A 19,663-nucleotide genomic window follows, 5' to 3' on the forward strand; every position below is an offset into this window, starting at 1 on the left:
TTCGGGATGTGGCTGGTGGAGATTAAGTACGATTTTAGGTCGGATTGCTTACAGTGGCAATCGGTTGCCGAAGTCCTTTGCCGGGATGTGTCTCGGCGCGCGGGAACCCCGCGCTGAGGTCCTCGATAAGCTTCACCACGGCAGAATCCCGGGCGAAATCAGAATCCAGCAGGGACACGAGGGCAGCGATGCGCTCACCTCCGACTAACTGGTTGGCCTCCGCCACGGCATCCGACTGCAGATCCTGCAGGCCCGGATCCGACTCCACGAACGCGGCCCACACGGCAATCATCCGGGCCGCAGCTTCACCACTCCGACCCGCCTCACGCTCAGCCCGAAGCACGGGGATAGCCCGCATGCGTAGCTTGGTGCTGGCGTCCATCGCTATCTGGGCGAGGTGGTGGGCGATCCGCGAATTGCCAAAGCGTTCCAGCAGTGCCGCCCTGTACTCGGGAATACGCAGATCGTCATCACTAAGGTGCCGCGACGCTTCGTCCCAGAACTCCTCCACGGCTTGCAAGCACACCGCATCAGCCAGGGCCTCGGCAACAGTGGTGTGTCCGCGCAGCTGTCCGGCGTAGGCCAGGATGGAGTGCGCGCCGTTGAGGAGCCACAATTTGCGGTTTTCGTAGGGCTCTATATAGTCCACGAAAACCGCGCCGGCGTCCTCCCAGCGGGGCCGCCCGGCAGGGAAATCACCGCTGAGTACCCAGTTGCGGAATGGCTCGGCCACAACGGGGGCTTCATCCCGGTATCGGCACCGTTCAGTGACCAGGGCAACGTCTTCAGGGGTGGTTCGCGGCGTGATCCTGTCCACTGACGTACTGACGAAGCTGACGCTGACGTCAATCCAGTCCGCCAGGCCGGCGTTTACTCCCCGGGCAAGGTCCACTCCCCGGGCAAGATCCATTACGGCATTGCGCGCCACGTTGCCGTTGTCCGAGAGGTTGTCGCACGAAACAACGGCGAGGGATCCGCCGTCGGCATCCCTGCGTGCCGCGAGGCCAAGGACCAAGCGACCCAACGGCGTCGCGGGCTTTTGGCCGGAAAGCAGCTGCGGAAGATCGTCGGCGCTGGATCCGTAGGCGGCTTCGGTGATGGTCAGCGTGACCACAGCAGTTTGGGGCGCTGCCAGAAGTTCCACCAACCGGTCCACGTTGGCGCCATCCACGGCTTCCACGATGCTGCCAATAACCTCGAACGCATCACCGGAGTCCGATCGTTCCACCACTGTGAACAGTCCGCCCTGGGCAGCCAGTACCTCGGCGGCGTCCGGGCGACGACCGGTGAATGAAGCGATGCCCCACTCCCCTGCATCACCGGCGTGCTGCGTGAACCAGGCCTGGTGGGAGCGGTGGAACGCGCCGAGGCCCAGGTGCACCATGCGCACTGGAGCCTTGGGGTCCGCCATTACGTCGCGGTTGAGCCGCGGCAGTTCGGTTGTCATAGCTTGAATACCCTGCGTGGCGAGGAATCGACGACGTCGAGAATCAGCTCGTGCGCGCGGTCTTCAGTAACGCGGTGCTCAGCTACAAGACGCGCGAGGAAGGACGCTTCAATCCTGCGGGAGGCGTCGTGCCGGGCGGGAATGGAGCAGAACGCACGGGTGTCGTCAATGAAGCCGGACGAACGTGAGAAGCCAGCCGTTTCCGTAACCGCCGAGCGGAACCGCAGCATGGCGTCCGGTGCATCCAGGAACCACCACGGTGCACCGATGTAGACGGAGGGGTAGAAGCCGGCCAACGGCGCCAGTTCGCGCGAGAAAACAGTCTCGTCGAGGGTGAAGAGCACCAGGTGGAAATCCTTGGCCGTACCAAAGTCCTGCAGCAACGGTCGGATGGCTTCGGTGTAGTTAACGGCGAACGGAATGTCGTGACCGGTATCGGCGCCGAACTCAGCGAACGTGGGTCCATGGTGGTTGCGGTAGGAGCCGGGATGAATGGTCATCACCAGGCCATCCTGGACCGACATGCGCGCCATCTGGTACATCATGTGGGCCTCGAACGCGTCGCGATCCTCGGCACTTGCCTTACCTGCGCGGGCACGATCAAAGAGTGCTTCCGCTTCCGCAGCATCGAGCTTGAGCGTGGCAGGCGTCCGGACGCCATGGTCCGCGGATACTGCGCCGTGTTCCACGAAATAGCGACGGCGGTTTTCCAGGGCCGCGATGTAGCCGGCATAGCCGGTTGCGCCGTCGCCCGCGGTTTCGATCAGCCGCTCAACGTTGGTGCTCCAACTGGCATGCGCCACGTTTAGATAGGCATCCGGGCGGAACGTGGGAAGAACCCGTCCATTGAAGCTGGGGTCATTGGTGAGGGCCTTGTGGCTGGCAAGATCGTCCAAGGGATCATCCGTGGTGGCCAGGACCTCGATGTTGAAGTCCTTGAACAGCTGGCGGGGACGGAAGTCCGGCTCCACCAGTTTTGCGGCGATGGCGTCGTAGCTTGCATCGGCCGGCATGGCTCCGAGGTCTGCTTCGAGCTTGAAGACATCGTTGAACTGGGTACGGAGCCAGTACCCGGAAGCTGTGCCTTCGAAAAGGGGCCAGGCCTGAACGAACTGCCGCCATATTTCGCGCGACTGCGGAATTTCGCGTGATTGTGGGCCGGACGCCGTACCTGCCAGCAATTGATCCATCGGAACACCATTGGCGTGGATCAAGCGGGTGACGTAGTGGTCCGGGCTGACCAGGAGTGCCGCCGGGTCCGGGAAGGGCGTGTTCTGTTCGATGACAGCGGCGTCAACGTGGCCGTGCGGAGAAATGATGGGCAGGTCCTGGACGCGCTCCAACAAGGATCGCGCGATGCTGCGCGTCCCGGGATCTGCGGGCAGGAGCCTGTCAGGGTGTGCGGCAATGGACTGTGACATAGATCAATCTTGCGGGCCGGCCATCAATCTTGTCAACCGGTTGCCAAAAATTGCCATTTCGTTGCAGGGCTATGCCGTTTCCCTGCAGGATTTAGGAGAGGAGCCGCCCGCTGGACCCTCGCACCACAAGCTCCGTTTCCACGGAAACGGCCTGCTTGGGTGCGTCATGGCCCTGCAGCATGTCCAGGAGGATGGTGACGGCGCGGGTACCGCACTCTCCCAAAGGCGAACGTACGGTGGTCAGTGCCGGGGTGGTGAAGTCGGCGCCGAAGATATCGTCGAAGCCCACAATGCTGATTTGGTCCGGGACGCGCATTCCCCCGGCCTGTAACTCCTGCATCAAGCCGATGGCCAGGAGATCGTTGTAGGTGATCACTGCCGTCGCCCCGCTTTCCAGGACGTCGCGCGCAACTTGCCTGCCGCCGTCGACCGTTGGCTTGGACGATTCCAACCGCACGGAACCCAGCTTGGACCATTCGCATGCCGACTTGACGCCATCCCAACGGCGGGAGGTCATCCATGACTGCTGCGGCCCGGCGACGTATGCGAGCTTCGTATGCCCATGGCCCGCGAGGCTTCGCACGGCCTCGCTGATCCCCTTGTTGACATCCGGGACGACGCACGGAACGCCTTGGACCTCGCGGTTGATGACCGCAACGGGCTTATCAGCGGCCAGGGCACGAATATGGTCATCATCCATTCGCGGGCTGGCCAGGATGAGGCCGTCCACCGTGCTCAGTAAACGGCGGGCCGCTGTCACTTCCGTCTCAGGTGACTCGGCGGATTCAGCCAGGACCAGCGTGTAATCCCGGGCGGAACCGGTGGTTTCAGCGCCACGGATGATGTCGAAGAACGTTGGATTGGTGATGTCCGCAACGATCAAACCGATGGTCTGCGTCCGACCGGTTGGCAGGGCGCGGGCAAAAGGATTCACCTGATAATTCAGCTGCTCCGCTGCGTCCTCGATGATCTTCTGCGTTTTTGCACTGACCCTGCCGGGCTTGCTCAAGGCGCGGGACACAGTGGACGGATTCACTCCTGCCAGCTTGGCGATGTCATAAATGGTGGCAGAGGACTTCTCCCCCCGCCCACGTTTAGTGATGGCAGCAGGTGTTCCGGAGTTCGTCACATCAGTCACCGCTCCATCGTAGACCGCATGGCAACAAAAAAGGCCGGTTGCCATCCGCGATCTCGTGGCTACCGGGGCTTGTTGCCGAGCACGCGCGAGAAAATGATCACAAGGAGTCCGGCAACGGGGACCAGGAACAAGCCGAGCCGGAGAGACGAAACGTCCGCTACCCAACCGACAACTGGAGGTGAGACGAGGAATCCCAAGCGAAGCAACCAGCTGACAATCGTGAGCGCCTCCCCCTGCCGGAATCCAGGCAGCCCGTCAGCCGCATGTACCGCGGCCGGGATAAGGGGTGCCGCACCCAAACCGGCGAGGCCAAACCCAATGATGCTACCCACCAGAGAAGGAAAGCCCAACGCCAAGCCCATCCCAACCAGAACAATCAACCCTGCGGAGCGCGCCACGGAATGTTGGCCAAAGCGGTCCACCAGCCGATCGCTCAGGAGCCGTCCCACCACTTGCATGCCCTGCAGCGCAATGAAGCCTGTTCCAGCCACGAGTGCCGACGCTCCGAAGCCCTCCGTGAGATAGATCGCGGACCAAGAGTTGCCGGCATCTTCCATCAAGGCCCCCGCAGACCCAATCATCACCAGAAGCAGGAGTGTGCCGTATCTGCTGAGGGACCATGTGCGGCTCCGAACGGAGCCCTTGGCCATTCCGACACCCGCATCCGTGGCCGCATCATCGGGCAGCGGATCGGAACCCCGCAGCAGGAACCGGTGGGACAGGATGGCCAGCACCACACACATCACGGCGATCAGGACGAAGTGCAGGGTCCGGGATACGCCCAGCCCGGCGGCAACGGCGCCGGCTGCTCCTCCAGCCACTGCACCGATGCTCCACACAGCATGGAACGAGTTGAGGATGGACCTCCCGTAGAGCCGCTGGACACGAAGCCCGTGGGAATTTTGTGCGACGTCGGCAAGGGAATCCATGGCTCCGGCAACGAAGAGCCCGCCTGCAATGACAGCCCACGACGGTGCTATACCGGCCAAAAGAGTGGCGACTGTGGCAAAGATCGTGGCCACAACCGCCACCCTGGACGATCGGAACCGCCGGACCAGCAGGCCTGCGCTTAGGCCCGCCAATAGTGCACCCAACGGGAAAGCGGCCACGGCCAAACCCAAGGCTGCGTTGCTCAGCCCAAGATCGACCTTAATGACCGGGTACCACGGCACCATGCTTGCGAAGATCGCGCCGTTGGTAAAAAACAACAGACTGACAGCGCCGCGAGCACGCCGAACGTTCGTCGAAGTATGGGGAGCCATCAGCGGGGCAAGGGTCACTGGCCCACCCTACCCACGCCAACCCCCTGGCAAAAACGAAGAACGACCAGTGCAAAAACCAAGAACGCCCAAGCAGATGCTAGGAACGCTCGGGAAACTTGCCCTCTTCGGCGATGCGCTTGTTGAGTTCTTGCAGGAACTCGTCCTCGTCAAAGTCCAGGGAAACTTCCTTGCCGGTCCAGCTTGAGAGGTGGATGGCGTTGGCCAGGCGGACGCCGTTGATACCGTCCGAACCGGGAGCGAGCAGGGGCGTGCCGTCCAGGATGTTGGCGGCGAAGTTCTCCAGGACCCCGGCGTGCTGGCCGCCCCACGCTGACTCGAACTCGATGACCTCGCTGCTGTACAGCTCTTCGCGGTTCAGCTGGCCCATGAAGAGCTTACGGACACCGTCCATGCCCATGGAGTCGCTGATTTCCCGCTCGGGCTTGACCAGGCGGGTGACCGTGGCAACTTTGCTGTCTTCCACCACGATCTTGCCTTGATCACCCAGGATTTCGAACCTGTCGGTTCCCACGATGTCGTGGGTGGCTGTGACGAAAACGCCCGTGGCGCCGTCGCCGTAGTCCACCACTGCGGTGACTTCATCCTCGACGGCGATGTCGCGGCGGAAGCCGTACGCCACCTTGGAGTACACGGACTGCGGGACGCCGCAGATCCACTGCCACAGGTCCAGTTGGTGCGGAGCCTGGTTGACCAGGACGCCACCGCCCTCGCCGCCCCACGTAGCGCGCCACTCGCTTGAGTTGTAGTAACCCTGCGGGCGCCACCAGTTGGTGATGATCCAGTTGGAGCGTCGGATCTTGCCGATCTCGCCGTTATCGACGATTTCCTTGAGCTTCTTGTACAGCGGGTTGTTGCGCTGGTTGAACATGATGCCGAAGGACAGTTCGGGCTTGGAGGCGGCGAACTCGTTGAGTTCTTTGACCTGCTTGGTGTAGACGCCGGCTGGTTTCTCCACCAGCGCATGGATGTTGCGCTTGAGGGTTTCGATGCCCATTTCCGGGTGCAGGAAGTGCGGCACGCACGTGACGATCGCGTCCACGGAGCCGCTTTCCAGCATGGAGATGTAGTCGTCGTAGAACGGGACGTCCGGATACTGTGATGCGGCCAGTTCCTTCTTGGCGGGATCGACATCGCAAATGGCACCGATCTCCATGTTCGGGACCAGTCCGTCCTTGATGAACTTGGCGTAGGCGCCGCCTTGTTGGCCCAAGCCGATAATGCCGAGGCGTACTTTCTTGCTCATGATTGCAATCTCCTGTGCTGAAAACCGGGACGTGTGGAAATCTAGAAAAGGTGGGCGTGGCCCATGGCCACCAGGTTGTCGTACGAGGTCTGGAGTGCATCCCAAACCGTGCGGCCGTAGAGTTCGTCCTGCTCCACCAGGAGGTACCGGGCACCGGCGGCTACCGCTGCAGGAATGATGGACGGGAAGTCCAGGTTGCCCTCGCCCACTTCGGCGAACTGGACCACATTCTTGAACTCCGCCATGAAGCCCGGGAAGTCGCCCTTCTCCAGGAGCCCGAAAGCAGAAGCCGGCATCTGCCCGATCCTGTAGTCCTTCAGGTGCACCATGGCTGTCTTGCCGGCGTACTTTTCGAGGGTCCGCACGGGATCGAGGCCGCCACGCTGAACCCAGTGCACGTCGATCTCCATGCCCATGGCCGGTGAGTTTTCAGCGATGATGTCCAGCATGTATTTGCCATCGAACTTGGCGAACTCAATGTGGTGGTTGTGGTAGTACAGGCTGAGGCCTTGTTCCTGCAGCCGTTCCGCGTAGCCGTTGGCTTGCTTGGCGAACTCAACCACGGACTCCAACGACTTCATGGCCCCGAAGGGAAGCATGCCGATGCGCAACAGCGAGGTATCCAAGCGCTTGGCATCGTCCACGATCTTGTCGAAGTTCTCTGCCAACGATTCCACGGGCATGCCCTTGCGGCCTTCAATATTGACCGAAAGCGCAGCAATGTCCATGCCGAGCTCCGTGCGGGCCCGGTCCAGCTCGCCCACGTTCTCCGGCGTCATGGGGATCTGGGAAATTTCGACCGCGTTATAACCGATCGCACTGACCTTGCGGAGCGTTTCGAATGCTCCAACATCAGCAAAACTGTCCTTCAGCATCATGGCTTGGACGCCTATTGTGGCCACTTTTTTCCTCCGGGTTTTCCGGCCGCTGGTACAGGGGCCGCTGGATGTGTGATGGGGGTGCGGGCTGTTCAGGCCACGGCACCTTGCTGTTCAATCTGGCTGTGTTGGGTCGCGAGCAAGCGGTGCCGGTCTGCACGGCGCTGTTCCTGCCGGTCGGGATCGGGCACGGGCGAGGCGAGCAGCAACCGCTGCGTGTAAGGGTGTTCGGGATCGCGGGTGACCACCTCGGCGGGGCCTTGCTCCACAATCTCGCCGTGGTACATGACGGCCACGCGGTGGCTGATGTGCCTCACGACGTCGAGGTCGTGGGATACGAACAAGTACGAAACCCCGGTGTCCTTCTGGATCTGAAGGAAGAGGTCCAGCACACGGGCTTGGGTGGAGAGGTCAAGCGCACTGACCGGCTCGTCACAGACAATCAGCTTTGGGGACAGGGCAAGTGCCCGGGCGATCGCAACGCGTTGACGTTGGCCGCCGCTGAACTCACGCGGCAGCCGGTGGATTGCGTCGGTTGGCAGGCCCACTTGGTCCAGCAGTTCTTTGACGCGCTTCTTGGCTGCAGCCGGCTCCATGCCCTGCACGCCCAGCGGTTCGGCCAGGATATCGCCGATTTCCAGTGCCGGGTTCAGGGAGGTGTAGGGGTCCTGGAACACCACTTGGAGGTCACGGCTCAGCGTCCGGCGTTCCTTGCGCGAAGCGTTGCTGATGTCGTTGCCTTCGAAGATCACCTTTCCGGCGGTGACAGGGGCGAGGCCCAGAACTGCCCTGCCCAGGGTGGTCTTGCCCGAGCCGGACTCACCCACCAAGCCAAGGGTTTCACCCTGGCCGATGGTGATGTTGATGTCCGTCAGCGCCCGGAAGGGCTTGGCCCGGAACCTCTTGCTGGGATACTCCACCACCAGGTTCTCTACCGACAACAGCGGCACCCCCTGCGATGAATCAAAAGGGATACTCATGCCACCGGCTCCTTCTCTGCTGCTGATCCAGGCTTTGACACAAGCATGGTCATGGGGGTCTTTCCTTCGAGCATGGAGCCCAGCAGGGTCTGTGTGTAGGGCTCTTTCGGGTTGCGGAGGATCTCGCGGACGGTGCCTTCTTCCACGAGCCGGCCGTTCTGCATCACGGCTACGCGGTCGCACAGGTCGGCTACGACGCCGAAGTTGTGGGTCACCAGGATGACGCCGATGTTCAGGCGCTGCTGGAGCTCGCGGAGCAGATCAAGGACGTCGGCCTGCACGGTAACGTCCAGTGCCGTGGTGGGTTCGTCGGCAATCACCAGGTCCGGTTCACAGCTGATGGCGCCGGCGATCAGCACACGCTGGGCCATGCCGCCGGAGACCTCGTGCGGGTAAGCGTTGAAGGTTCGTTCCGGGTTGGCAATGCCGACGTCGGTGAGCAGCTTGAGCGCACGCTGGCGGGCTTCCGCCTTGGAGATTCCCAGGACACGGACCATGGGCGTGACCAGCTGGTAGCCGATGGTGAAGGCAGGGTCCAGGTTGCTCATGGGTTCCTGTGGAATGTAGGAGATCCGCTTGCCGCGCAGCTTGGACAGCCGCTCCTGGCTCACGCGGTCCTCGCCCGGAGCCACCGTGTAGTTGCCGTCGAACTGGATGGAACCGCCCACGATCCGTGCGTTATCCGGCAGCAGGCCCAGGATGGAGAACGCGGTCTGGGACTTGCCCGAACCCGATTCGCCAACGATGCCCAGGATTTCGCCGCGGTCCACATGGAACGAGACGTCATCCACTACCTTTTTGATGGAACCGTCCGCCTGCGGATAGCCGACGCCGAGGTTGGTCACCTTGACCAGGTGGTGCTCGGTTCCGGCATCGACGGCGGCCACTGACTTCCGTGACTGGCGCGCCTTGGCGGCGTCCGCCGTCGTGCTTCCAGAGGAGCCCGTGCTTTCAGCAGAGACAACGGCACGTTTCTTGTGGTGCTTGATCTTTTCGCCGTCTTCCAGGGCATCGCGAATGGCGTTGCCCAAAAGGACCAGGCCGCCGATGGTCAGGGCCATGGCCAATGCGGGCCAGAGGAGGAGCATCGGGGTGAGGTAGACGTTCTTGAAGCCCTCGGAGAGCATCACGCCCCAGGTTGCCTTGGTGGGATCGCCCAAGCCCAGGAATTCGAGTCCGGACTGGATGGCGATGGCAACACCGGCGATCGCGGCGGTTTGGATGATGATGGGCGCCCGGACCACGGAGAAGATGTGGCGGGCAATGATGCTCAAATCGGACAAACCCGAAACCCGGGCGGCGTCGACGTAGAGCTCGTTCCTGACCGACTGCACTGCCGTGCGGGTGAGCCGGAAGTAGGAAGGACTGATCAGGATGCCAAAAGCAATCATGGAGATCCACACCGACGGGCCGAAGGCTGCGCGGATGGTAAGCAGGACGATCAGGCCGGGCAGGCTCATGAGGATGCTGACCACCCAGTTGGAGACGGCCTCGAATTTACCCGCGTAGTACCCGGCGATCAGGCCGGCCGGGAGTCCGATGGCGATTGCCACACCGGCACAAAGCAACGCGGACAACAGGGTCAGCTGGGCGCCGAAGAGCAAACGGCTCCAAGTATCGCGTCCTGCGCTGTCCGTGCCCATGATGTTGACTGAATCCGGAGCGGCGAGGGTTTTGGAGATGTTGGCGAAGTTCTCTTCGAAGGGCGCGATCACCGGCGCAAAGATGGCCAGCACCGCAATTGTCAGGAGGATCGCCAAGGAGGCGATGCCCATGGGGTTCTTCAGGAGGCGGCGCATCACGGTGGAACGGACCACCGTGCCGCTCTGCCCTGTACCCGGCTTCGCCGCAAGGCCAGTGACTGCAGCTGTTTCTACGGAGTCGCTCATGAGACACGTACTTTCGGGTTGAGCCAACCATTGAGGATGTCCACCAGGAGGTTCACGACGATGACCACCACCACGGTGTACATCACCACTCCCATGACGACGGGGAGATCGGTTTGGGTAGTGGCGGTGACGGCCAGCGGACCCATGCCCGGGAGGGCGAAGATCTGCTCGATGATGACCACGCCGCCCAGCATTCCGATCAGTTGCAGGCTCAACACCGTCAGGCCTGCGGGTGCCGCGCTGCGGAGCACGTGCTTGAAGAGGATTTCGCGCTCCCCGATGCCGCGGCTGCGCAGCGTCCGGACGTAGTCACGCTCAAGCTGTTTGATCACGGCGCTGCGGATCTGCTGGGCGCCGCCGGTGACGCCGTTGATCAGCAGCGCGATCACCGGAAGGGTCATGGAATAGACCCAGGCCTCCGGACCCACCCCCGGAGAGATGGTGCTGGTGGCGGGGAAGAACCCCAGCTGGATGGCCAGGAGGGTTACCAGGAACACGCCGATCACATACCCGGGGATGGAGTCCCCAACGATCGCGCCGATCTGGACCACCCTGTCCACCCAGCCGCGCTTCACGGCTGCGGCAACACCGATCAGTGCTGCGCAGATGGCGATCAGGATCATTGCGGTGAAGACCATGGTCATGGTTACCGGGATGCGGGTGGCCAGGGAGTTGGCCACCGGCTCCGAGGTGAACCATGAGGCTCCAAGGTTGCCTGTGAGGGCATCGCCCAACCAGGCGAAGTAACGGACAAAGAGTGGCTGGTCGAGTCCCAGTTCCTGCTCCTTCAAGGCAACCTGTTCAGGCGTTGCCTGGTCCCCCAGGATGTTCTGGGCGATACTTCCGCTGGAGGTGTACAGCAGGGTGAAGGTGAGGACCGAGACTACGAACAACACCACCAGACCACTGCCCAGTCTTTTCGCAATGAACTTGATCATGGAGTCCTACTTGGCGGGCGAGTAGTTGTAGATGGACGGAACGGCCTGCTGCGCCTGCGGCGTGACGTTCACTTTGTCGTTGTGGTAGTACATCTGGTTTACGCGGAACAGAGGAGCGAACCAGGCTTGTTCCACCACGTACTTGTTGACTTCCTGGGCCAGCTTGCCGGCATCTGCACCACCGGTGCGCACGGCCGCGATCTTGGCCTCGAGCTCAGGAGTGGTGGTCTTGAACGGGTTGTACAGGGCCTTGGTGGACACGATCTGGTCAATCGCCACGGTGGGCTCGCCTTGGAAAAGGTTGAAGAACAGGGCGTGGTACTTCTGCGCTGCAACATCCGCGGTGAAGGTGTTGGTGATGGCCGCGCCCGGGTTCAGGGTGATTCCCACATCGGCAAGCTGCTGCTTGAGCACGGAAATCAGGGTTTCAGCACCGGGAAGGGTGGGAACGTCGATGCTGACCTTGCCTTCGAAGCCGGACTCCTTCAGAAGTTGCTTGGCCTTCCCGGGATCGTAGCTGTAGTAGTTCTCCAGCTCCTCGGTCCATGCCCCGCTGTCCTTGCCGAACGGCTGAGTGGTAGGAGTGCCCTGGCCCAGCATTACCTGGTCCAGGATGGTCTTCCGATCAAAAGCGTGGTTGATGGCTTGGCGTACCTTGACGTTGGCCAGGGCCGGGTTCTTGGTTCCATCGCGATCAAGGAGCAGCAATCCGGACCAGTCCACCTGGTTGGTTTCAAGCTTCATCTTGGCGCCTTCGGCCTGCTTGCCGTTCTTGGGATCCAGCAGCGTGGCGTCGATCTGGCCGGACACCAAGGCGTTGGTGCGGGCAGTCGGATCGGTGAGGATCTTGAGCGTCAGCTTCTTGAACTTCTGGAGGTCCTTGTTCCAGTAGCCTTCGCGGGCAGTGAAGACAGTCTGCGAATCCTTCACGGAGGCTGCCTTGTCCATCACGTAGGCGCCGGAGCCCACTGGTACGGTCTTGATGGCGTCAGTGCCGAGTGCTGCCGGGCTACCCATCAGGCCCGCGGCCTGGCTGAGGAAGTATTCCAGAGCCGGCTCTGCCGCGCTGAGGTTGATGTCGATAGTATCCGCGTCCACCACGGCGATATCCGAGACCGAGCCGAGCTGGGCCATCTGGGGTCCGTTGGCCTTCTTGAAGTGGTCCAGGTTGGCTTTGGCGGCCGTGGCGTCGAACTTGGCACCGTCGCTGAAGGTGACATCCGTCCGGAGGTCGACAGTGAGCTTGGTGTTGGTGTCGTTGTACTTCCATGCCGTGGCGAGCATCGGGCTGAGTTTGCCGTCCGGTTCGCGAAGGATCAGGGAGTCGTACGCTGCCTGATACGGCTGGAGAGCGTGGCCAACGTGGGCCTGTGCCGGATCCCAGGAAGTGATGTCCCGGAGGGTACCGAGCGTCAGTGCGGTGACTGTGGTTCCGCCGCCGGCCGTGGAACCAGCTCCGGTTCCGGCACCCCCGCCGCCACAAGCGGTGAGCGCCAGGGATGCGCTGAGTACGATGGCGGCTGCTGCCGCCTTGGGACCTAACTTCATTGTCGGCTCCTACTGAGTCTTTGCCTGATGGGAGTCAGAGCTTGGGGCGTGTGGCCTGCGCCACACTTTTGTGGTTGTGGGATTTACAGTACGGACTTTGCTACGTCTTGGCAACCGATTGTCAAAAGTTTCTTAAATTGTTGCCAAGCTATTTCCAAGGATGCGTTTGCCCCATGGGCTCAGCCCACTTGGTCAGCCGCCTCCGGGTAACTTTGCGCATAGACGTCCTTGATGATTCCCAAGGATTTACCGGCCTCAGCAGGGCTGATCCAGAACGGCTCGGCATGGTGCAGTTTGCTGTAGAAATCTGCGATCAGGAGCTCATGGGAGACCCCCCAATAGGATCTTCCTCCCGTCTCCGCCACCCTCTCGGCAATAACGTCCACCGTGCCGTCCGCATAAGTCACCGTGAGGTCGCCACGCAGGCTCAGTGTTGCCTTCTCTGTCACGATGTCCAGGGTGACGGGAGCATTCACCGCGTTGGCCAATGTTGCGTAAAAGACGCTCCGCGCACCATTCACATGCTCGGCCACGAACTCCGCGGTGTCCTCCACCTCGATCACGCCCCCCAGTGAACGGGTGGACGCGTGACCCTCCACCTTGGCAACATCACCCACGAGCCACTGCAGGAGGTCCACGGTGTGGATGGCCTGATTCATCATGAGGCCACCTCCGCCCTCCGCCCACGTGCCACGCCACGGACGGCTGCGGTAGTAGCTGCCGTCGCGGTGCCACATGACGGTTGCCGAGGCGCCGATCACCTGACCCAGCGTGCCGCCGTCGAGCAGTTCATGCATGGCTTGCGACGTCGCGTTGTATCGGTTCTGGAAGCAGACGGCGATCTTCGCCGGGCTCCGCTCGGCAGCTTCGATCAACCGCCGCCCCTCGGCCATGGTGTGGGCCAGCGGCTTCTCCACGATGACGTTCACGCCGCGCTCCAGGCAGTCCGCTGCAACCGAAGCGTGGAGGTGGTGGGGCGTGCAGATATGCACGACGTCGGGGCGAACCTTTTGGAGCATGTCCAGGTAGTCCGCGTACCCCGGCACCCCGTGGGCGGCTGACGCCGCATCCAACCGCTCCGGATCGGAATCGCAGACCGCCACCAATTCCGCGTCGTCCATGGTGGCCAGTGCCGCGAAATGGATGGTCGAGATGTCGCCGCAACCGATAACTGCTGCTGTAGGCATACCTGCTCCTTTGAAGGTCAACGCTGGGTGGAGATTGATGCTGAGTTGTTGTTCGCCGGCGGTCAGGCCAGGGTGACGCCATTCCTGGCAGCGAGGCCGGCAAAGGCCCGCGCCGCGATGCCGAAGGCAACCGGGCCCGAGTACCCGCCAAGCTCGTGGGCGCTGGCCAGGTGCGGCTCAAGCGAGGCGAAGCCGGTGTAGCCATCAGCAGCCAGGGCGCTGATAGTGGCATCCAATTCGCCGTCGCCCTCGCCGGAGGGAACTACTTCGCCCGTGGTGGCAATTGCATCCTTAACCTGCAGGTATTCAAGGTAAGGACGCAGGAGGGCATATCCCTCGGTGTAGGGCTTAACGCCTACCTGGACGAAGTTGGCATTGTCCCAAGCAACCCGAAGCGCGGGAGAATTCACCGCCTGCATGATGTCCAGGACGCGATCGGGAGTGTCGCCATAGATGCCCTTCTCATTTTCATGGAGCAGGATGATGTCCTGGGTTGCGGCTTCTGCCGCCAGCGCGGACATGCGCTCCATGACGGCGTCACGGATGTCCTCCTGGCTTTGGCCCTCTCCGCGGTAGAAGGAGAAGATGCGGACGTACTTGGTCTCCAAAGTTTTGGCAACAGAAATGATTTGGCGCAACCGTGTTACCTCGTGCTCGACGGGGAGTGTGACGTCCACCTTGCCGATGGGACTGGCAACAGCTGAAACCTTGAGGCCCTTCTCGTCCAAAATATCCTTGAGCCGCACCACTGCCTCGTGCTCAAGTTCCGAGACGTTGGTCCCCCAGGCGCTGCGGACTTCGATGTGGCTCGCGCCGAGGGCCAACAGGACGGCGGCCTGAACGGCGGGATCGGGGTCTACTTCATCACCAAATCCGGACAGGCTCCACACGACATTGGGTTGAGTCACGAAATCTCCTAGGTAGTCCTGCGGCGACACACGGGGGCGCGGTGACGCAGTTCACAGGCGGGTCTTGTCCCTTGAGTTTAGCCATCTTGGCACGCACTTGACAACCGATTGCCATTCGCTGCCATCGTGTGGCATTCTTGTTCAACGGTGTGGCACTAGTCACAGCCGGATGATTTGTCGTTCAGAGAGGAACGCCCATGGCGACGCAACCCATGGCAACAGGCCGGCCTGCCACCATCCATGACATCGCTGCGCTGTGCGGCGTCGCGGCGTCCACCGTATCCAGGGCCCTCGCAAATCCCGAGCGCGTCAACATCCGCACCCGTGAGCGGATCCAGGCTGCCGCCGTCGAACTTAAATACACTCCCAATTCCCAAGCGAAAGCGCTGAGCTCCGGCCGGACAGACGCCGTGGGCGTTCTGGTTCCCGATATCACCAACCCCTTCTACTTCGACCTCATCAGGGGAACGCAGCTCCAGCTCAAGGCGGCCGGCTACACGCAGTTGCTCGTGGATACGGAGGAATCGGACGAAGTGGAGGCCAGCACGCTGGAACAACTCCGCAAGAGCGCCGACGGCGTCATTGTTGCCGCCTCCCGCCTCAACGATGAAGCACTTGCCGCTGCCGCTGCCCGCATGCCTATGGTTACCGTCAACCGTGACGTCGGCGGCGTTCCCGCAGTCATCATCGACACCCCTTCAGCCATGCCGCAGGCGTTGGACCACCTGATTTCACTGGGCCACACATCTGTTGCGTATGTTTCCGGCCCCGCCGTTTCGCAGTCCAGTGCCCGTCGCTGGACTGCACTGTCAGAAGCAGCAGAGGAGCGGGGGGTCGATGTCCGCAGGATCGGGCCATTCGCCCCCAAGACCCAGTCCGGTGCTGCCGCAGCGGACGCTGCCGTTCACAGCGGGGTCACCGCGTGCATCGTGTTCAATGACCTCATCGCCATCGGCATGCTGCAAAGGCTCCGTGAACGAGGCCTTCGGGTGCCGGAGGACATGAGCATCGTGGGCTGCGATGACATCTTTGGTGCAGATTTCTGCAACCCTCCCCTGACCACCATGAGCTCACCCATTGAGCAGGCAGGACGCGTGGCCGTGTCCATGTTGCTGGCCCAGTTGAATCCGCTGGCCGGCGGCGGAAACCGCAGCCGCTCCGTCATGCCCACGCACCTCACGGTCCGTGGTTCCACGGGCCCGGCGCCTTCCAACTAGCCACCCCCCTGGAATCACCACGCAATATGGTTGAGCGTTGATAACCATGCTGACTAGTGTTGGACCATGCGCGAACTCCAGGCCAAGATCATTGAAGAAATGGGCGTCCAGCCCCGGATCGATCCTGCGGAGGAGATCCGCAAACGGGTCGCCTTCCTTAAGGACTACGTAAAAGCGACGGGCACCAAAGGCTTCGTCCTGGGCATCTCCGGAGGGTTGGATTCCACCCTCGCCGGACGGCTTGCCCAGCTGGCCGTGGAGGAGCTCGAAGCGGAGGGCGTGGACGCGAACTTCGTGGCCGTGCGACTCCCCTACGGCATCCAGCACGACGAAGACGACGCCCAGGCAGCCTTGGACTTCATCAAGGCCAAGACCGAGTGGACCTTCAACATTTCCCGTGCCGTTGACGGCTTCGAGGAGGAGTTCGAGAAGACCACAGGCGCCGAAATTTCCGACTTCCACAAGGGGAACACCAAAGCCCGCGCACGCATGATCGCGCAGTATGCGCTGGCCGGTGAACACAATTACCTGGTGGTCGGTACCGATCATGGCGCCGAGTCCGTCACGGGCTTCTTCACGAAATTCGGCGACGGCGGCGCAGACATTCTTCCGCTGTTCGGCCTCAACAAGCGCCAGAACCGCGCCATCCTTGCAGAACTGGGCGCTCCCGCGCGCCTTTGGCAGAAAGTCCCCACGGCCGACCTCCTGGATGACAAGCCCGGCCGCACCGACGAGGACGAGCTCGGCATCACGTACGACCAGATCGACGATTACCTCGAAGGCCGCGACGTGCCTGACGGAGCGGCGGAACTCATTGAGCAGAAGTACCTCCGCACGCGCCACAAGCGGACCGTCCCGGTCACCATCTTTGATACGTGGTGGAAATAGCTGGTTCCCTGAAGGCCAGCCACGACTGACCAACCACGACTGACCAACCACGACGGCGGGTGCCGGCTTCCGTACGGAAGTCCGCACCCGCCGTCGTGCTTTAACCGTCTCTCACATCCCGAGCCCTTCCAGCCAGCCATCTCTCACATCCCGGCTTCAAGGTCTTGACGTTGCGATAGTTACCGATATATCGTTAACTATCGCCGATATTCCTTCGGCGAACCATTCAACCGAAAGGACGATGCTGTTATGAAAGGCATCAACGAACACGACAATTCCTTCCCCGAGCACGACCACGGGCATCCGGAACACGGACACGGACGAGGCCGCTTCAACCGCGGCAAGGGCCGGCGCGGACCGGGCGGACACGGTGGCGGCGGGTTTGGTCCCGGCTTCGGCCCCGGTGGTTTCGGCCCTGGTTTCGGACCTGGCTTTGGGCCAAGGGGCTTTGGTCCCGGCGGTTCACGCCGGGCCAACCGTGGCGACGTCCGCGCAGCGATCCTGTCGCTCTTGGCCGAAGCTCCGTCCAACGGCTACGGCCTGATCAAGACCATTGCCGAGAAGACGTCAGGAGCCTGGCGACCCAGCCCCGGCTCTGTCTACCCCACGCTCCAGCAGCTGGTGGACGAAGAGCTGATCGTCGCCGTCGGTGAGGGCCGCCGTACCGAATTCACCCTCACCGAGGACGGCAAGGCCTACATCGCCGAGCATGAAGAAGAGCTCGCCAATGCATGGAACACGGAGGCCGACGGAACAGGCGCGGCCTTCCACCAAAGCGTCGGAAAGCTCATGGGCGTCGTCCACCAGTTCCGTGCAGGCGTTACTGACGAACAGCGCCAGGCAGCTATCGAAAAGCTGGACGAAACCCGCCGGGCGCTCTACCTGATCCTGGCTGACTAAGTGCCGGCCACCATTCCCTTGACCTTGACGTAACGTCAACCTCTACTGTCGAAGAACAAGCACAGGACGGAGGACGTATGGACTGGTCAATCCAGGAAATCGCCAAGATTGCAGGGACTACCAGCCGCACGCTGCGTCACTACGACGACATTGGGCTGCTCAAGCCAAGCCGGACCGGTCATAACGGCTATCGCTACTAGGACGGTCCGGCATTGGTTCAGCTCCAGCGCATCCTCCTGCTCCGGGAACTGGGGCTTGGCCTGCCGGCCATCGCCGAAGTTCTTGATCGCGAGACGGACACCGTCAAAGCGCTGAGCAGCCATCTGGAATGGCTCGCCCGGGAGCAGGACAGGCTGACCCGGCAGATCGCCTCCGTCCGGCAAACAATCGACACAATGAAAGGGGATGGAAAGTACATGGCACAGAACATGTTTGATGGCTTCGACCACACTCAGTACAAGGACGAGGTGGAGGAGCGCTGGGGCAAGGATGCCTACACCGCCAGCGACGCCTGGTGGCGCGGAATGAGCGTCGAAGAAAAGCAGCAGTGGAAGGACCGCGTCCGGAAACTGGGCACGGACTGGATCTTCGCTGCAGAGTCCGGGGTTTCGCCGGACAGCGCCGAGGCACAGGACCTGGCGCGGCGCCACGTCGAGTGGCTTCGCGGCATTCCGGGAACCCCGACGGCGGCACCGGGCCAAGACATCAAGGGTTACGTCACGGGACTCGGCGAAATGTACGTTGCCGATCCACGGTTCGCGGCCAACTACGGTGGCGAAGCAGGGGCAACCTTTGTCCGGGATGCCCTGCGCGTTTACGCGGAAAACAACCTGTAGACGGTCAGGATGCGCTGCTCGGGGTTTCGCAATAGTCTGACCGAATGGGTTCAAGCACCGTAAAGTCCGGCGAACAGGTTGACAGGCAGAAACGAATTCTCGACGCGGCCTTGGACTTGCTGTCCCGCCACGGAATTGCGGGTATCAATATGCGCGCCGTGGCGCGTGAAGCCGGCGTCGCACTTGGGCTTGTGAACTACTACTACGAAGACAAATCGAGTTTGATCCGCGCGGTGCTCCACCAGATTGAAGAGCACGACCTCCTGCTGGTGGAGCCGGCGCCGACCTCAACCCCGGACGAGCGACTCCGGGAGTCTCTTCGCCGGGTTGCAGACCCCGAACTTCTGACGACAAGCTATCTTTCCCTCCGCCTCCAACTGTGGGCCCTTGCCCAGGCGGATGAGGACTTCGCGCAGATCAACGCGGCAGCTTTCGACAGGTATCTGCAAGGGCTTGCGGCCTTGATCGGCAGTGCCGTACCCGGGCTTTCCCCTGATGAATGCCGGGAGCGGGCGGCCGACGTCGTCGTGGTGCAGAACGGAATGTGGCTCACCACACTGCTGGGAATAGACAAAGCGGCTATCGAGCGCGGCATTGCCCGCACGGAAGAGATCGCTTTCGCCCCCTCGCGGCACGAGAATCTTTCGTGACCGGGCAGGCCCGGCTGTCCGTCCGCCGCGCAGATTTGAGTGGCCCCGACGCCGTAGGTGTTGTCATCGTCCAAGCGACGCCGGAAGCCCGCGAAATCAAGCGCGTTTGGGTTGATCCCGCCGCCCGGGGTCATCGCGCGGGCTCTGCTTTGATCGATGCCGCTCTCGGTCGGCAGGACCGGCCTCGTCTTCTTTGCATGGAGAAGCCGAGCCAGCTCCAGAGCTGGTAAGTAGCCGCGAAGCGCATGCCGGGTGGGTACTTCGCCCCATAGCGCAGTGGCTGGGCATGCCCGATTATCGAGGGACTACCAA

At 62.1% G+C, this 19,663-nt stretch carries 17 protein-coding genes and 1 pseudogene; 6 read left to right on the forward strand and 12 right to left on the reverse strand.

Translation table 11 applies throughout. The features are described 5' to 3' along the window. Positions 1–34: 34 nt before the first annotated feature. From ACLRGI_RS02535 to ACLRGI_RS02590, 12 genes are all read right to left on the reverse strand, one after another. Positions 35–1,447 (reverse strand): mannitol dehydrogenase family protein, encoded by a 1,413-nt coding sequence (locus tag ACLRGI_RS02535; protein WP_419200139.1) that lies wholly within the window; start codon positions 1,445–1,447, stop codon positions 35–37. Then, on the reverse strand, positions 1,444–2,868 hold the full coding sequence (gene uxaC, locus ACLRGI_RS02540; protein ID WP_419200140.1) for a glucuronate isomerase: 1,425 nt from the start codon (positions 2,866–2,868) through the stop codon (positions 1,444–1,446). Before uxaC ends, ACLRGI_RS02535 begins: the two co-directional genes overlap by 4 nt. Before the next feature lie 91 nt (positions 2,869–2,959). Continuing rightward, positions 2,960–4,006 carry a LacI family DNA-binding transcriptional regulator gene (locus ACLRGI_RS02545; RefSeq protein WP_419200141.1) on the reverse strand — a complete coding sequence of 349 codons (1,047 nt, stop codon included), beginning with the start codon at positions 4,004–4,006 and terminating at the stop codon, positions 2,960–2,962. A 59-nt stretch (positions 4,007–4,065) separates the two neighbouring features. Further along, a complete protein-coding gene (locus tag ACLRGI_RS02550; protein ID WP_419200142.1) occupies positions 4,066–5,286 on the reverse strand; it encodes an MFS transporter in 1,221 nt (406 codons plus the stop codon). A 79-nt stretch (positions 5,287–5,365) separates the two neighbouring features. After that, a complete protein-coding gene (locus tag ACLRGI_RS02555) occupies positions 5,366–6,532 on the reverse strand; it encodes a Gfo/Idh/MocA family protein (protein WP_419200143.1) in 1,167 nt (388 codons plus the stop codon). Positions 6,533–6,573: 41 nt separating this feature from the next. After that, positions 6,574–7,434: a sugar phosphate isomerase/epimerase family protein gene (locus tag ACLRGI_RS02560; protein WP_419200144.1), complete on the reverse strand. Its 861-nt coding sequence runs from the start codon at positions 7,432–7,434 to the stop codon at positions 6,574–6,576. A gap of 68 nt (positions 7,435–7,502) precedes the next feature. Further along, a complete protein-coding gene (locus tag ACLRGI_RS02565) occupies positions 7,503–8,390 on the reverse strand; it encodes an ATP-binding cassette domain-containing protein (RefSeq protein WP_419200145.1) in 888 nt (295 codons plus the stop codon). Then, complete coding sequence (locus tag ACLRGI_RS02570; protein WP_419200146.1) at positions 8,387–10,279, reverse strand: dipeptide/oligopeptide/nickel ABC transporter permease/ATP-binding protein; 1,893 nt, start codon at positions 10,277–10,279, stop codon at positions 8,387–8,389. Before ACLRGI_RS02570 ends, ACLRGI_RS02565 begins: the two co-directional genes overlap by 4 nt. Next, entirely contained in the window at positions 10,276–11,217 is a 942-nt protein-coding gene (locus ACLRGI_RS02575) for an ABC transporter permease (protein ID WP_419200147.1), read from the reverse strand. Before ACLRGI_RS02575 ends, ACLRGI_RS02570 begins: the two co-directional genes overlap by 4 nt. Before the next feature lie 6 nt (positions 11,218–11,223). Further along, entirely contained in the window at positions 11,224–12,765 is a 1,542-nt protein-coding gene (locus ACLRGI_RS02580; RefSeq protein ID WP_419200148.1) for an ABC transporter substrate-binding protein, read from the reverse strand. Positions 12,766–12,944: 179 nt separating this feature from the next. Continuing rightward, positions 12,945–13,952 (reverse strand): Gfo/Idh/MocA family protein, encoded by a 1,008-nt coding sequence (locus ACLRGI_RS02585; RefSeq protein ID WP_419200149.1) that lies wholly within the window; start codon positions 13,950–13,952, stop codon positions 12,945–12,947. Positions 13,953–14,014: 62 nt separating this feature from the next. Further along, positions 14,015–14,860, reverse strand: a complete 846-nt coding sequence (locus ACLRGI_RS02590; protein ID WP_419200150.1) for a sugar phosphate isomerase/epimerase family protein — start codon at positions 14,858–14,860, stop codon at positions 14,015–14,017. Between the two features lie 197 nt (positions 14,861–15,057). On the opposite strand from ACLRGI_RS02590, the gene ACLRGI_RS02595 reads away from it, so the two are divergent. The 6 genes and pseudogenes from ACLRGI_RS02595 (at position 15,058) to ACLRGI_RS02620 (ending at position 19,581) form a co-directional block, all read left to right on the forward strand. Further along, positions 15,058–16,077 (forward strand): LacI family DNA-binding transcriptional regulator, encoded by a 1,020-nt coding sequence (locus ACLRGI_RS02595; RefSeq protein ID WP_419200151.1) that lies wholly within the window; start codon positions 15,058–15,060, stop codon positions 16,075–16,077. A 66-nt stretch (positions 16,078–16,143) separates the two neighbouring features. Beyond that, positions 16,144–16,965, forward strand: coding sequence for an NAD(+) synthase (nadE, locus tag ACLRGI_RS02600; RefSeq protein ID WP_419200152.1), 822 nt, complete (start codon positions 16,144–16,146; stop codon positions 16,963–16,965). A gap of 249 nt (positions 16,966–17,214) precedes the next feature. Beyond that, a complete protein-coding gene (locus tag ACLRGI_RS02605) occupies positions 17,215–17,865 on the forward strand; it encodes a PadR family transcriptional regulator (RefSeq protein WP_419200153.1) in 651 nt (216 codons plus the stop codon). A gap of 77 nt (positions 17,866–17,942) precedes the next feature. Beyond that, positions 17,943–18,701: pseudogene (locus ACLRGI_RS02610) on the forward strand (MerR family transcriptional regulator). A 44-nt stretch (positions 18,702–18,745) separates the two neighbouring features. Next, positions 18,746–19,351 (forward strand): TetR/AcrR family transcriptional regulator, encoded by a 606-nt coding sequence (locus ACLRGI_RS02615; protein WP_419200154.1) that lies wholly within the window; start codon positions 18,746–18,748, stop codon positions 19,349–19,351. Beyond that, positions 19,348–19,581, forward strand: coding sequence for a GNAT family N-acetyltransferase (locus ACLRGI_RS02620; RefSeq protein WP_419200155.1), 234 nt, complete (start codon positions 19,348–19,350; stop codon positions 19,579–19,581). Before ACLRGI_RS02615 ends, ACLRGI_RS02620 begins: the two co-directional genes overlap by 4 nt. The last annotated feature ends 82 nt before the right edge of the window (positions 19,582–19,663 follow it).

It is taken from the genome of Paenarthrobacter sp. PPS72 (assembly GCF_048537125.1).
Classification (GTDB): domain Bacteria; phylum Actinomycetota; class Actinomycetes; order Actinomycetales; family Micrococcaceae; genus Arthrobacter; species Arthrobacter nitroguajacolicus_E.